This is a genomic window from Actinomadura sp. WMMB 499, assembly GCF_008824145.1.
GTDB lineage: Bacteria > Actinomycetota > Actinomycetes > Streptosporangiales > Streptosporangiaceae > Spirillospora.
In genome coordinates, this window is sequence record NZ_CP044407.1 from 70908 (window position 1) to 85456 (window position 14549).

Here is a 14549-nt window from a genome sequence, read left to right on the forward strand (position 1 = left end):
GGTCAACGCCGCAGCACCCCCGAACGTTTCCCCGGCGGCGGCCCTATCACCGACGGCGAAATCGATCGCGGCCGGGGAAGGCCGGGGAAGGCCGGGGAAGGCCGGCGCGCCCGGGCGGGGTCAGCGGGGGCCGCGGAACTTGTCCACCCGGTCGCTCATCCCCCACTGGGTGATCCGCATGGCGGCCTCGGCCATCACGTCGCGGCTCATCTTGCTGGTGCCGTGGACCCGCTCGACGAAGGTGATCGGGACCTCCACGACCCGCAGGCCCTCGCGGAGCGCGCGCAGCGCCAGGTCGATCTGGAAGCAGTAGCCGCGCGAGTCGACCTCCTCCAGCCCGATCTTCTGCAGTGTGGCGGCGCGGAACGCCCGGTACCCGCCGGTGGCGTCGTGCAGGGGGATGCCGAGCATGAGCCGGGCGTAGGTGTTGGCGCCGCGCGACAGCGCCTCGCGCCGCTTGGGCCAGTTCTCGACGCGGCCGCCGGGCACCCAGCGGGCGCCGATGACCAGGTCGGCGTCCTCGAGGGCGGACAGCAGGCGGGGCAGTTCCTCCGGCTGGTGGGACCCGTCGGCGTCCATCTCGACCATGACGTCGTAGCCGCGTTCGGCGGCCCACCGGAACCCGGCGATGTAGGCGGGACCGAGGCCGTCCTTGCCCTGCCGGTGCAGCACGGCGATCTTCGGGTCGCCGGCGGCCATGGCGTCGGCGACCTCGCCGGTGCCGTCGGGGCTGGCGTCGTCGACGATCAGGACGTCCACCGACGGGACGGCCTCCCGGACCCGGCCGGTGATGCGCTCGACGTTGTCCCGCTCGTTGTAGGTCGGGATGATCACGAGCACGCGCCCGAGTTCGGCCGGCATCTCCATCGGCGTCATTTCTCCTCGTCGTTCCTGTCCACCGCGTCCACCTCGTCCCCCGCGTCCGCCGTGCTCGCGTCCGCCGCGCGCCCGGCGTCGGGCCCGTCCGGCCCGTCCGGCCCGCGCACCGCCCGTCCCGCCCGTGCCGTCCGCGGGGAGCGGGTCACGGACCGGGCGGCGGCGGCGCAGGCGGCCGCGACGCCCAGCGCCGCCATGGCCCATTCCGGCGCGGCGCCCATCCGGTCCGACAGGGTGGTGGACGTGCGCGCCGGGACGGTGGCGACCTGCAGGTCCCGGACGAACTCGGCGGACTGGTCGATCATCCGGCCGTCCGGTGCGACGATCGCGCTGATCCCGCTCGTCGCGGCAACCAAGATCGTACGGCCATGTTCGACCGCGCGCAGCCGGGACATGGCGATCTGCTGGGGCGGGAGGCTGGTGCGGCCGTAGGTGGCGTTGTTGGTCTGCACGACCAGCAGCCGCCCGTCCGCGGCGTCGCGGACCTCCTGGTCGTAGGCGACCTCGAAGCAGATGACGTCGCCGACGGTGACGGGCCCGAGCCGCATCACGCCCGAGCGGGTGCCGTGGACGAAGTCGCGGGGCACCTGGTCGAGACGATCGATGAACCGCGTCAGGATGTCGCGGAACGGGACGTACTCCCCGAACGGGACGGGGTGCCGTTTGACGTAGTGATCGCCGGGACCCGTCCGCGGGTCCCACACGATGCCGCGGTTCTCCACCTTCTCCCCGTCGGGGGTGTCGGTGAGCGCGCCGACGAGCACGGGGACGCCGATGTCCTTGACGGCGCCGTCGATGGCGGCGTAGGCGTCCGGCTCGCGGTAGGGGTCCAGGTCGCTGGAATTCTCCGGCCACACCACCAGCTCGGGCCGGGCGACCTCACCGGCGCGGACGCGGTCGGCGAGTTCGTGGGTGGCGGCGACGTGGTTGTCCAGGACGGCCCGGCGCTGGCCCAGGAAGTCCAGGCCCAGGCGGGGGACGTTGCCCTGCACGACGGCCACGGTGACGGGGGTGCCGCCGGTCGGCGTGGGGATCAGGGCGCCGCCGCCGACGATCGCGGCGATCAGCGCGAGCGGGACGGCGAGCGCCGCGGCCGGTGCGGTCCGCACGCCCCGGCGGCGCGGCCCGTCCTCCCCTCCGGAGGGGGCCGCGCCCGCCCGGCGGCGGGCGCGCAGGGCGGCGATCGCGGCGTAGGCGAGGAGCCCGCCGGTCAGCGCGGTCAGGAAGGTGACCAGCGGCGCGCCCCCGACGGCGGCGTAGGGGGTGAGCGGGGTTGAGGTCTGGCTGAACGCCAGCCGCGCCCAGGGGAAACCGCCGAAGGGGACGCGGCCGCGGGCGGCCTCCTGCGCCACCCACAGGCCGGCGGCCCATACCGGCCAGCCGGGGAGGCGGGCGGCGAGGGCGATCCCCGCGCCCATGGGGGCGAGGTAGGCGGCCTCGACGACGCTGAGCAGGATCCACGCGTCCGGGCCGATCTTGACGATGCCGGTGAGGACGGGGAGGAAGAAGGCGATGCCGCCGAGGAGGCCGAGCCAGGCCCCCGTGCGGGCGGTGCCGCGGACGGTGGGGGCCGCCGGCCGCAGGCCGGGGACGCGCCCGTGCAGGGCGAGGGTGAGGACGGCGACGCCGACCGGCGCGAGCGGGACCAGGTCGTGCGGGGGGAACGCCGACCACATGAGCAGCCCGCCGACGAGGGCGAGCAGGGTGCGCGGCCATCCGGCCTCGCCGCCGCGGCGGAACCAGGCCGCGGCGCGGCGGGACCGGGCGGGACGTGCGGCCGCGCCGGGCGCGCCGGCGGCCGGTGCGTCCGTCGACTCCGGCGCGGCGGCATGATGCCGGTCCGGAAGGATGTCCTGGGCCAACTCGATGCCCCGTTCGCTCGGCCTCTCGGGGTTCTCCCGACTCTCCCTGCGCGGAACGCTACCGGGCCGAGCGGGTGAGGGCGACCGCGGGCGGGGGCGGGCGGAGGGGACGGGCGGGCGCCGCCGGGCCCCGCGGGCCGGAGACACGGGAAGCCGAGACACGGAAGAGGGCCCGTGACATCCGTCGGGCCGGAGTCGTCCCACAGGCGGTGAGAACGAGGCTCCGTTTTCTACTGGATGTCCGGGCCCTTCCCGGGTCCAACCCCCTGGCCGATCGGGCGGCTCCGCCCCGGACACGCCTTCGGATCACCGTACTGGTTCGGGCGGGCGGGCGCGCTGCGCGCCGCCCCGCCGCGGCACGGTGCCCGGCGGCGTCTCGGGCGGCCGATCGGTGAGTCCCGTGCTGGACTGGAGCCGAATTTACCGGCTCTCACGGCCTTGTCAACCGCCGCATGTTCTGCGGCTACTCCCCGTTCACCCAGGTCAGGGCCATGATCCCTGGTGGGGGCGCTATCTGTCCCGGTCAGGGCGCCGGCCGGGAGGGCGCGCCGGACCGGGAAGGGCGACGGTCTCTATCACCGCCCCGGCGCGTGCGGCCCCGCCCCGGCCCGCACCGCCGGCCTCGCGCGTCGCTCCACTACACCTTCCGGCCGCGCGCCGGAACCGGCCCGCCCCGCGATCCTCCTTCCCCGGCGGCCACCGGTCCCTTCCCCGGCCGGGCGGTCACCTGACCTCCGCGTGACCGTTCCGGTGAATTTCCGGAAGCCCCTCCACAGACACACAACGTGACCTTAAAATCACCGCCAGTTGTCGGCGGCTCCGGCTGCGGAGCCGCCTCCGAACCGAACCCGTGGAGGGGCATGATCGTCTATTTCGCGTCGGCGGCCTGCGCCGTCGGTGTGGTCGCCCTCGCGAGCATGCTGGTCCGGCGGACCCGCCGCGCCACCGACGACGCCGACCCCGACGGCCCCACCGTCTCGCACGCCGGCGCCATGCTGTCGGCGCTGTTCCTGCTCGCCTTCGCCATCGCCGTCATCGTGCCCTGGACGACCGCCGACGCCGCCCGCGCCGGCACCTACGCCGAGACGCAGGCGATCTCCGAGACCTACTGGGCGGCGGCCCGCCTCCCGCCCGCCCAGCGCGACGGCGTCCGCAGCGGCCTGCGCGCCTACGTCGACACCGTCCGCGACCCCGAGTGGGACCTGATGGCCGACGGGCGCCTCACCCCCGCCGGATGGACGCTGCTGGACCGCGTCCGCCGCGACGTCATCGCGTTCGAGGCCGACGACGACGAGCTCCGCGAGGCCCGCGCCGGCGTCCTGGACCACCTCGGGCAGATCACCGAGGCGCGGCACCAGCGCGCCATGGACGCCCGTACCGAGCCGCCCGCCGGGCTCACCGTCGTCACCGTCGTCACCGGCGTCGTGGTGGTGCTGCTGCCGTTCCTGGCCGGGGCCTCGCCGCGCGGCGCGACGCTGGTCCCGCTGGCGCTCATGGCCGCGCTGCTGGCCGCCGGAACCTATCTGACCATCGACATCGCCCGCCCGTTCGAGGGGGCCCTGGCCGTCGGGCCGGAAGCCTTCGTCGAACTCCGGGCCGAACTCCAACGCATCGACGGAGGTGGATGAGCCTTGCGCCGAGTCCTGATCCTGCCCGCCCTCATCCTGCAGGGCGGGGCCGCGAGCGCCCTCACGCTCGCGGCCGCGCCGCCCGCGCACGCCGACCCCCACCCGCCCGGCGGCGTCAGCGTCTGCATCGACGGGGAGGTCGAGGTGCACGTCGGGAACGTCCCCGGCTCGTGCCCCCGCCCCCCGACCCCCGAACCGCCGACACCCGAGCCCCCCTCGCCCGAGCCGCCGGCCGAGCCCACACCCGCCCCCACGCCCGCGCCGCCCGAACCGACACCGGAACCGCCCGCCGCGCCGTCGCCCGAGCCGCCCGCGACACCGCCCCCGGCGGCGGCTCCGCCGGCCGCGGACCCGGCCCCGCGGCCGCCCGCCCCGCGGCCCGCCGCGGCCCCGCCGCCGGCCCAGCCGGCGCCGCGGCCGCCCCGCCCGGAGCCCAGGCCGTCACCGTCGGCGTCGGAAGAGGTCGTGCACCACACCGTCCAGCGCACCGCCGACGCCGGACGGGAACGCCGCAACCCGCTGAGCACCTCGCTGGTGCTGGTCGTCATCGCGGTCGTGGTCAGCGCCGGCACCGCCATCGCGTTCGCCCGCTGACCCGACGGACCGCTCGCGGCGTGGGGCGCGGGGGCTACGGCCTGCGCCCCACGCCGCCGAACACCAGGAACCGCTCGGGGGACTCGACCTCCCCCTCGTCGGGACGCCACAGCGGCACGTACACCAGCCCCGGATCCAGCAGATCCCATCCGTCGAAGAACCGCAGGATGCCCGCGTGCGACCGGGCCACCGCCGGGGACGTCGCACGGTCGTACAGCTTCCCGATCGCCGCGGCCTTACCCGGCTGCGCGTCATGGGTGAGATGCGACAGCAGCAGGTGGCTGCCCGGCGCGGCCGCGTCCCGCAGCGCCGCCACGATCTCCGCCGGCCGCTCTTCCTCCTTGACCAGATGCAGCGCCGCCACCAGCAGGAACGCCACCGGGCGCGACAGATCCACCAGGTCCCTCAGCAGCGGGTCGGCCAGGATCCGCCCGGGCCGCCGCATATCGGCCTGGATCACCGTCGCGCGGTCGTTGCCCTCCAGGATGGTGCGGCTGTGCGCGACCGCGACGTCGTCGTTGTCCACGTACACCACCCGCGCGTCCGGGTTCACCGCCTGCGCGACCTCGTGCACGTTGCCCTGCGTCGGGATGCCCGACCCGATGTCGACGAACTGGTCCACGCCCGCCTCGGCGGCCGCGCGGACCGCCCGGCGCAGGAACGCCCGGTTGGCGTGCGCCAGCGAACGCGCCTGCGGTTCCACCCGCAGCAGCCCGGTCGCCAGATCACGATCTGACGCGAAATTATGGTCACCACCGAGCAGGAAGTCGTACACACGTGCAACGCTGGGTCTCCGACTGTCGACTTCGGGTGGGATCCACTCGGGTTCCATGTACGACTCCCTATCGACGGAGGGCGGCGCCGCGGGGCGAACCCAGCGTAACGCGGCTCGGTCCGTGCCACCCCGAACACGGAACCTGAACACCGATGGCCAAGCACCCCGCAGCACCGCCGGGCGGGGCGGTACCGTCCGACCCGGCGACCGTCCTGCTCGACCCCACCGGCGGCACCGTCACGGGCGGCATCATCACGGGATGGAGCGACGGCGCCGCGCGCATGTTCGGCCTGACCGCCCGGCAGGCCCTGGGCTCCGACCTGCCCGGACTCCTCGGCTGCCCCGCCGCCGGCGGCCCGCTCGCCGCCGCCGTCGCGCAGGCCGCGTCCGGCCGCCCATGGTCGGGCACGCTCCCGCTGCTCGCCCGCTCCCACCCGCCGGCGGCGGACGGCACCGCCATGAACGATGCGGCCGCGAACGAAGCCGCCGCGAACGAAGCCGCCGCGGACGGCGTGCGGGTCACCTGCCAGGCGCTCACGGCCGAATCCGGCCGGACGCTCGTCGCGCTCACCGTCGCGCTCACCGTCGCGCCCCCGTGGGCCGGCGGCCTGGAACTGCTGAACGAGGCCGGCCGCCGCATCGGCTCCACGCTCGACCTCACCCTGACCGCCCGCGAGATCGTCGCCGTCACCGTCCCTCGGTTCGCCGACGCCGGCGCCATCTACGTCCTGGAACGCCGCCTCGCCGACGACGACACGCCCCCGCCCGCCGCGCGCGACGAGGGCTCGCTCGTGGTCCGCCGCCTCGCCGTGGCGTTCGCCGACGACGATCCCGGCGACTGGTCCGCCGTGTTCCCCACCGGCGAGGTCGTGGTGTACCCGGCCGCCTCCCCCTACGCCCGCTGCGTCTCCACCGGCCGCACCGTCCGGTTCGGCGGGGAGGACGCCCTGGACGGCATCGCCCGCCGCACCGGCCGCGTCGTCGACGGCGTCCTCGACCACGTGTCGCTGCTGGCCGTCCCCCTCACCGCCCGCGGCCGCCCCCTCGGCCACGCGGTGTTCAGCCGCAAACACGGCCGCGCCCCGTTCGGCCCCGCCGACACCGCCCTCGCCGCCGAACTCGGCGCCCGCGCCGCCACCGGCATCGACAACGCCTGCCTGTACCGGCGCGAGCACCGCACCGCCACCGCCCTGCAGGCCGGGCTACTGCCCACCCGCGTCACCGTCCCGCCCGGCCTGCGCATCGCGCACCGCTACCGGCCCGCCCGCGCCGCGGTCGGCGGCGACTGGTACGACGTGGTGCCGCTGCCGGACGAGCGCGTCGCGATCGTCATCGGCGACTCCGTCGGGCACGGCGTCACCGCCGCCGCGGCCATGGGGCAGCTGCGGGTCGCCGCCCACACCCTCGTCAGCTGCGACCTGCCTCCCGCCGAGGTGCTGGCCCGCCTGGACGCCATCGCCCAGGACCTGGACGCCGCCCAGTTCGCCACCTGCCTGTGCGTGGTGTGCGACCCCGCGACCCGGCGCTGCGAGCTGGCGTGCGCCGGGCACCCGCCGCCGCTGCTCGCCCTGCCCGACGGGACGGCCCGGCGGTTCCCCGTCGCCGCCGGGCTCCCCCTCGGCGTCGCCGACCCCGCGCACCCCGCCGAGTACGAGCAGGTGTCGGCCGAACTGCCGCCCGACGGCGTCCTGGCCTTCTACACCGACGGGCTCGTGGAGAGCCGCATGCGCAACATCGAGGAGGGCATCGTCCGGCTCGCGTCGGCCCTCGTCGCCTCCCGCTCCGACGCCGGAGACTCCCTCGAGGACACCGCCGACGGCGTCCTGGCCCTGCTGGCCGACCAGCAGGGCCAGGACGACATCGCGCTGCTGCTCGTCAGCCCCGAATCGCGCTAGAGGTACTCGGCCGCAGACGGCCGGGCACCACCGGCACCCCGGGCCCCGTCACAGCCCCGGGATCTGATGGTTGCGGAACGCGTCCACGAACAGGCGGTGGTCGTCGCGGACGACCTCCGCGTACCCCGTCCCGAACCGCACCATGTCCTCGACGAACGCCGACTCGTCCGCGCCGATCACCGAGCTGATCGCGTCCTCCACCTGGAACCCGACGAGCGTGTGGTCGGAGTCGCTGTCGGACACGCAGTGGATCTTCGCGGTGGCGCGGCCCAGATCGTCCAGCACCGACAGCATCTCCTCGGGCTCGGTCAGCCCGCCCCAGTCCAGATCCTCCTCGTACGGGGACAGCTCCTGCACCACGAACCCGACCCCGTCGATCTCGGTGTACCCCAGCCACGGGTCCGTGTTGGCCTGCAGCGCCCGCCGCGACACCGCCGTCCGGTGCCCGTGGTGCCGGAAGTACTCGCGGATCCGCGCGTCGTCCACCACCCGGCTCGGCGCCGCCACGTTCCCCTGCTTCATCGACAGGATCACGTCGTTCTCCAGCGCCTGCGAGCGCCCCTCCACCAGGATGTTGTACGCCGACAGCCCCGCCGACCCGATCCCGAACCCCGACGCGCCCACGATGTCCTTGATCTCGTAGGTCAGGCTCGCGAACCGCTTGTCGGCCGGGATCGTCTCCAGGTACTCCCGGTAGGCCTCCTCCACCTTCGAGCGCTCGGCCTCGTCCAGCCGCCGCACCCCGGCCCGGTCCCGGAAGCGCCGGTCGTGCGCGTCCAGGACGGTCTTGCCCTCCAGGAGCCCGATCCGCGTGGACGACAGCGCGTCGATCAGCACCCCCCGCACGTACCCGTCGGTCGTGTCGAGCGTCAGCGCGAAGTCGTCGCGGCCCGGCCCCGCGAACGACCGCACCTGGTCGACGTAGGCCCGCACGTACGCCTCGATCAGCCGCCGGATGTCGGCGTCGGAGATCGCCTTCTGCCACGCCAGCAGCGCGAGGCTCGCCACCAGCCGCTTCACGTCCCAGGTGAAGTGCCCGACGTAGGCCTCGTCGAAGTCGTTGACGTCGAACACGAACACGCCGTCGTCGTTCATGTAGGTGCCGAAGTTCTGCGCGTGCAGGTCCCCCTGGATCCACACCCGCGCCGTCCGCTCGTCCGCCCACGGGTCCTCGTCGTCGGCGATGTCGGCGTAGAACAGGCAGGCGCTCCCCCGGTAGAACGCGAACGGATCGGACGCCATCTTCCGGAACCGGCGGCGGAACTCGGCGGGACTGCGCTCCATCAGGTCCGAGAACGCGTCCACCAGGACGTCCACGATCTGCGCCTGCCGCTCCTTGGGATCGCGGCCGCGCAGGTCCTCGGTGATGCTCGCCATCGGGGTCTCTCCTCAGCTGATCGCCTCTCCCCGCCGCTACCGGGGCGTACCAGGTCATTGTGCCGGGTCCGGCCCCGCGCGGGCGATGAACGACATGCGAACCCCCGCCCCGTCGCGCGGGAGGCTCGGCGCGTGTCGGGCGCGCCCCGGCACGCAACGGTTCCCGGCCGGGGACCCGTCACGACGGCGGCGGCGCCCACGGGGCCTCCGGCACCCGATGCGGCCTGACGGTCACCCGCTTGCAATGGAAGATATACCGGCTCTCTCTGGAGAGATCGAAAATCTTCCCGTAATGTCGGCCTCACCCGAGATTTTATGCGACCACGCGCGAGAAGGAGTCGACGATGACCACTGCCCTGCATCCGGACACCGGCACCGGCGCCCGGACCGCACCGTCAGCGGAATCGACCGTGGAGCACCCGGCCGGACGCGCGGCCGACCAGCCCTACGAGTACCGGCGTACCCCGCTCGAGGAACCCGACTGGCGGCGCCTGCCCGGCTGGCGCGACGTGACGACCGGGGAATGGGAGTCGGCGCAATGGCAGCGCGCCCACTGCGTCAAGAACCTCCGGCAGCTCCGCGCGGTCATGGGCGACCTGCTCGACGACTCCTTCTACGCCGACCTCGAGCGCGACCAGGCCGAACGCGCCACGATGTCGATGCTGCTGCCCCCGCAGATGCTCAACACCATGGACGTCTCCTCCACCGCCGCGTTCCGCGCCGACCCCGTCCGCCGCTACATGCTGCCGGTGTTCTCCGACCGCCGCACCGACTGGCCGTCCCACCCGCACGCCGCCCGGGACTCCCTGCATGAGGCCGAGATGTGGGCGGTCGAGGGCTCACCCACCGGTACCCCACCAAGGTCCTGGCCGAGTTGCTGCCGACCTGCCCCCAGTACTGCGGCCACTGCACCCGCATGGACCTGGTCGGCAACTCCACGCCCAACGTCGACAAGCACCGATTCACGATCCGGCCGCCCGACCGGCACGAGGCCATGCTCGACTACCTGCGCCGCACCCCCGGCGTCCGCGACGTGGTCGTCTCCGGCGGCGACGTCGCCAACCTGCCCTGGCCGCGGCTGGAGTCGTTCGTCTCCGCGCTGCTCGACATCGACAACGTCCGCGACGTCCGGCTCGCCAGCAAAGCGCTGATGGGCCTGCCGCAGCACTGGCTGCAGGACGAGGTCCGCGCCGGGATGGAACGCCTGGCGACCAAGGCCCGCGAGCGCGGCGCGCACATCGCGATCCATACCCACGTCAACGCCGCCCGGTCGGTGACGCCGCTCGTCGCGCGGGCCGCCCGCGCCATGCTCGACACCGGCATCCGCGACGTCCGCAACCAGGGCGTCCTGCTGCGGGGCGTCAACGACTCCCCCGACGCGCTGCTCGACCTGTCGTTCGCGCTGCTCGACGAGGCCGGCATCATGCCGTACTACCTGTACATGTGCGACATGATCCCCGGCAGCGAGCACTGGCGGCTCGCGGTCTGGGAGGCGCAGGAACTGCAGCACGCGATCATGGGCTACCTGCCCGGATTCGCGACGCCCCGCATCGTCTGCGACGTCCCGTACGTCGGCAAGCGGTGGGTGCACCAGCTCGCCGGATACGACCGCGAGCGGGGCGTCTCCTACTGGACCAAGAACTACCGGACCGGCCTCGAAGCGTCCGATCCCGAAGCCCTGACCAGGCAATACGAGTACCACGACCCGATCTACACCCTGCCGGAGGCCGGACGGCGCTGGTGGCGGGAGCAGGGTTCGGTGTGACGGGTCGATGTGCGCCGCCCAGCACCTTTACATTGTAGATCATAAGTGGAGTGTCCTATTCTGGGGCGGATGACCAGCGATCTCCCGGCCCGGTTCCCCGTCGGCGCGGCGGTGACGGTCGGTGACCTCGAAGGCGACCCGCACCCCGGCTGGCCCGGCTGCGCGCCGCCGAGCCGGTCTCCTGGATCCCCGCGCTCGGCGGCTGGCTCGTCACCTCGCACGCCCTCGCCGTCCGGGTGATGCGGGACGCGGCGGCCTTCACCGTCGACGACCCGCGCTTCTCCACCGCCCGGGTCGTCGGGCCCAGCATGCTGTCGCTGGACGGCGCCGCGCACGCCCGCCACCGCGACGCGTTCGCGCGGCCGTTCCGGCCCGCGCGGACCCGGGAGCGCTTCGCCGCCTTCACCGCGGCGGAGGCGGGCCGGCTGGCGGGTGCGCTCGCCCCGGCGGGACGCGCGGAACTGCGCGGCGACCTCGCGGGGCCGCTGGCCGTCGCGGTCGTCGCCGAGGCCCTCGGGCTCCCCGCGGTGGACGCCGCGACCGTCCGGTCCTGGTACGGGACGTTCGTGGACGCGGTGTCGGCGCTCACCGGTGCTCCGGAGGACGGGGGCGCGGACGCGGCCCTGGAACGTTCCGGCGCGGCGTACGCGGAGCTGGCGGAGGCGGTCGCCGGTGCGATGTCGCGCCCCGGCTCGCTCGCGGCCGAGGCGGCGCGCGGCGGCACCGGCGGGCCGGCCGGCGGCCTGGCCGACGCCGAGGTCGTGGCGAACGCGGCCGTGCTGATGTTCGGCGGCATCGACACCACCGAGGGGCTGATCACCAACGCCGCGCTGCACCTGCTCTCCGACCCCGCGCTGGCGCGGGCCGCCGCCGACGACCGGGAGCTGCTGCCCGCGGTCATCGAGGAATCGCTGCGGATGGAACCGCCCGCCGCCGTCGTCGACCGCTACGCGGTCCGCGACGGCGACCTGGGCGCGGCACCGGTGCGGGCGGGCGACCTGGTGCGGGTGTCGATCACGGCGGCGAACCGCGACCCGGCCGTGTTCACCGACCCGGACCGCTTCGATCCGCACCGCCCCGACGCCGCCGAGCACCTGGCGTTCGCGCACGGCCCGCACTTCTGCTTCGGCGCGACCCTCGCCCGGCTCGAGGCCCGCGCCGCCCTCGGCGCCGTGCTCGACCGGTTCCCCGGCGTCCGGCTCGACCCGGACCGGCCCGCCCGGCCGCGGGGCCTGGTGTTCCGCAAGCCCGATCGCCTGGACGTCCGCTGGGACCCGTCCGGGACGCGTCCGCGCAGGTGATCACGGCACCGGACGCGCCGGACCGCCCGCCCGGTATGGCACCATCGGCAGATGATCGTAGAACGCCGGGTCGAACTCCGCTTCGGGCACGAGAGCCGGGAGGCGGAAACCCACACGAACCTGTCCGCGATCCGCCAGGACGGCCCCTGCCTGTGGGCGGCGGGCGACGAGACCGCGACCGTCGAGCGGCTCACCGCCGTGACGGGCGCGGACGGGCGGGTCACCGGCTACGGCGGGCACCTCACCGTCCCCCTCGCGGACCTGGTCCCGCTGCCCGCCGGCCCGGACGAGGAGGCCGACATCGAGGGGCTGGGCCGGGCGGACGGCTGGCTGTGGGCGATCGGCTCGCACAGCCTCAAGCGCAAGAAGATCAAGGAGGGGCACTCGGCCGCCAAGTCCCGCAAGCGGCTCGCGACGGTCGTCCGCGAGGACAACCGCTTCATCCTCGCGCGGATCCCCCTGGTCACCGGCGACGACGGGCTGCCGCGCGCGGTGCGCGAGGACGGCGGCCGGACCGCCGCGGTGCTCGGGCTCAACGGCGACTCGATCACCGACCTGCTGGCCCGCGACCCGCACCTGGCGCCCTTCCTGCACCTGCCCGGAAAGGACAACGGCGTCGACATCGAGGGCGTCGCGGTGCACGGCGACCGGCTCTACATCGGGCTGCGCGGGCCGGTGCTGCGCGGCTGGGCGGTGCTGGTGGAGATCCGGCCCGGCCCCGACGCCGACGACCCGCGGCTGCTGCGGGCGCTGCCGGTCGACGGCGACGTCCCCTACCGGACCCACTTCCTCGACCTGGGCGGCCTCGGCATCCGCGACCTGTGCCCGCACGGCGACGACCTGCTGATCCTCACCGGCCCGAGCATGGACCTGGACGGTCCGGTGCGGGTGGTGCGGTGGCGCGGCGCGGTGACCGCCGACGCCCCGGAGATCGTCCACGCCGACGCCCTGGAGGTGCTGGGCGACCTGCCCTACGGCCACGGCGACGACCACGCGGAGGGCATCGCCGTCCTGGACGAGCCCGGACCGGGCCTGCGCCTCCTCGTGGTCTACGACAGCCCGGCCGCCGGACGCCTCACCGCGGAGGGCGGCGTGATCGCCGACATCGTCCAGATGCCCTGACGGCCGCCCCGCCACCCTACTGCCAAGTAAGCGCTAGCTTTCGGCGTCTGCTTTCATGGTCGCAGACCGATCCCCTACCGGCCGAAAGACGAGGCGAGCATGATCGAGTGGTCCGACGAAGACCTGATGATCCGGGACGCGGTCCGCGACTGGATCGACGCGGAGGTCCGTCCCAACCTGGACGCGCTCGAGTCGGGCGACCTGCCGCCGTACGACATCATCCGCGGCCTCTACAAGACGTTCGGCATGGACGAGATGGCGCGCTCGTCGTTCAGGGCCCGGATGGAGAAGGAGCGAGCGGGCGGGGGCGGCGCCGACGACGCGGACGCCGGCACCGGGCGGGGCGGCAACGCGGCGATGAGCATGCTGCCCATCATCGAGCTGTGCAAGGTGGCACCGGGCCTGGTGTCGGCGATGGGCGTGGGCCTCGGCCTCGCCGCCGGGACGATCATGAAGCGCGGGACGGTCGAGCAGAAGGAACGCTGGGCCCTCGACCTGCTCACCATGGAGAAGGTCGGCGCCTGGGCGATCACCGAGCCCGACTCCGGTTCCGACGCCTTCGGCGGCATGCAGGCCACCGCCCGCAGGGTCGGCGACGAGTACGTCCTCAACGGGAGCAAGACGTTCATCACCAACGGCCCCTACGCCGACACGATCGTCTTCTACTGCAAGCTCGACGAGGAGGGCGTCGAACCCCGCGACCGCGAGATCCTCACGTTCGTCCTCGACACCGGCATGGAGGGCCTCGAGCAGAGCGGGCCGCTGCGCAAGATGGGCCTGCACTCCTCCCCCACCGGCCAGCTGTTCCTCGACGACGTCCGCGCGGGCGCCGACCGGCTGCTGGCGTCCGGGGCGGGCGGCGGCAAGGAGTCGGCGAAGCAGAACTTCGTGACCGAGCGCGCCGGCGTCGCCGCGATGGCGCTCGGCGTCATCGAGGAGTGCCTCAAGCTGTCGGTCGAGTACGCCAAGACCCGCGAGCTGTGGGGGCAGCGGATCGGCGACTTCCAGCTCATCCAGCTCAAGCTGGCCAAGATGGAGGTCGCGCGCCTCAACGTGCAGAACCTCGTGTTCCGGCACGTCGAGATGCAGCGCGCGGGCCGCACCCCCACCCTCGCCGAGGCGTCGGCGATGAAGCTGTACGCCGCGCAGGCCGCGAGCGAGGTCGCGCAGGAGGCCGTCCAGCTGTTCGGCGGCAACGGCTACATGAGCGAGTACCGGGTCGAGCAGCTCGCCCGCGACGCCAAGTCGTTCCAGATCTACGCCGGCACCGACGAGATCCAGGTGACGCACATCGCCCGCGACCTGCTGTCGCGCTGACGTCCCGGCCGTTCCGCGGCGGACTGTCGGGCGTCTC

The 14549-nt window shown here is 74.2% G+C and carries 12 protein-coding genes; 8 read left to right on the plus strand and 4 right to left on the minus strand.

Going from position 1 to position 14549, the window contains the following annotated elements:
- Positions 1-120: 120 nt before the first annotated feature.
- A complete protein-coding gene (locus tag F7P10_RS00385) occupies positions 121-867 on the minus strand; it encodes a polyprenol monophosphomannose synthase (RefSeq protein ID WP_151017741.1) in 747 nt (248 codons plus the stop codon).
- A gap of 5 nt (positions 868-872) precedes the next feature.
- Positions 873-2738 (minus strand): apolipoprotein N-acyltransferase, encoded by a 1866-nt coding sequence (gene lnt / locus F7P10_RS00390; RefSeq protein WP_254716317.1) that lies wholly within the window; start codon positions 2736-2738, stop codon positions 873-875.
- An 860-nt stretch (positions 2739-3598) separates the two neighbouring features.
- Here lnt and F7P10_RS00395 point away from each other — a divergent pair.
- Both F7P10_RS00395 and F7P10_RS00400 read left to right on the plus strand, forming a co-directional pair.
- A complete protein-coding gene (locus F7P10_RS00395; RefSeq protein WP_151007542.1) occupies positions 3599-4366 on the plus strand; it encodes a DUF4239 domain-containing protein in 768 nt (255 codons plus the stop codon).
- 3 nt (positions 4367-4369) lie between these two features.
- Positions 4370-4960 (plus strand): hypothetical protein, encoded by a 591-nt coding sequence (locus tag F7P10_RS00400; protein ID WP_151007543.1) that lies wholly within the window; start codon positions 4370-4372, stop codon positions 4958-4960.
- A 34-nt stretch (positions 4961-4994) separates the two neighbouring features.
- On the opposite strand, the gene F7P10_RS00405 is transcribed toward F7P10_RS00400, so the two are convergent.
- Positions 4995-5735 (minus strand): SAM-dependent methyltransferase, encoded by a 741-nt coding sequence (locus F7P10_RS00405; protein WP_254716318.1) that lies wholly within the window; start codon positions 5733-5735, stop codon positions 4995-4997.
- Between the two features lie 152 nt (positions 5736-5887).
- Between F7P10_RS00405 and F7P10_RS44965 the strand changes: the two genes are divergently transcribed.
- Entirely contained in the window at positions 5888-7630 is a 1743-nt protein-coding gene (locus F7P10_RS44965) for a PP2C family protein-serine/threonine phosphatase (protein ID WP_151007545.1), read from the plus strand.
- A gap of 48 nt (positions 7631-7678) precedes the next feature.
- Here the strand turns inward: F7P10_RS44965 and F7P10_RS00415 are convergent, their stop codons facing one another.
- Positions 7679-9007, minus strand: coding sequence for a DUF2252 domain-containing protein (locus F7P10_RS00415; RefSeq protein WP_151007546.1), 1329 nt, complete (start codon positions 9005-9007; stop codon positions 7679-7681).
- An 823-nt stretch (positions 9008-9830) separates the two neighbouring features.
- Between F7P10_RS00415 and F7P10_RS00420 the strand changes: the two genes are divergently transcribed.
- The 5 genes from F7P10_RS00420 to F7P10_RS00435 all read left to right on the plus strand — a co-directional run bounded on the left by F7P10_RS00420 (position 9831) and on the right by F7P10_RS00435 (position 14512).
- A complete protein-coding gene (locus F7P10_RS00420; RefSeq protein ID WP_254716319.1) occupies positions 9831-10772 on the plus strand; it encodes a KamA family radical SAM protein in 942 nt (313 codons plus the stop codon).
- A gap of 69 nt (positions 10773-10841) precedes the next feature.
- A complete protein-coding gene (locus tag F7P10_RS43725; protein WP_254716320.1) occupies positions 10842-11012 on the plus strand; it encodes a hypothetical protein in 171 nt (56 codons plus the stop codon).
- Entirely contained in the window at positions 11012-12073 is a 1062-nt protein-coding gene (locus F7P10_RS00425) for a cytochrome P450 (protein WP_254716321.1), read from the plus strand. The genes F7P10_RS43725 and F7P10_RS00425 overlap by 1 nt, the downstream gene beginning before the upstream one ends.
- A 51-nt stretch (positions 12074-12124) precedes the next feature.
- Positions 12125-13195, plus strand: a complete 1071-nt coding sequence (locus F7P10_RS00430) for a DUF3616 domain-containing protein (protein WP_151007547.1) — start codon at positions 12125-12127, stop codon at positions 13193-13195.
- 99 nt (positions 13196-13294) lie between these two features.
- On the plus strand, positions 13295-14512 hold the full coding sequence (locus tag F7P10_RS00435) for an acyl-CoA dehydrogenase family protein (protein WP_151007548.1): 1218 nt from the start codon (positions 13295-13297) through the stop codon (positions 14510-14512).
- The last annotated feature ends 37 nt before the right edge of the window (positions 14513-14549 follow it).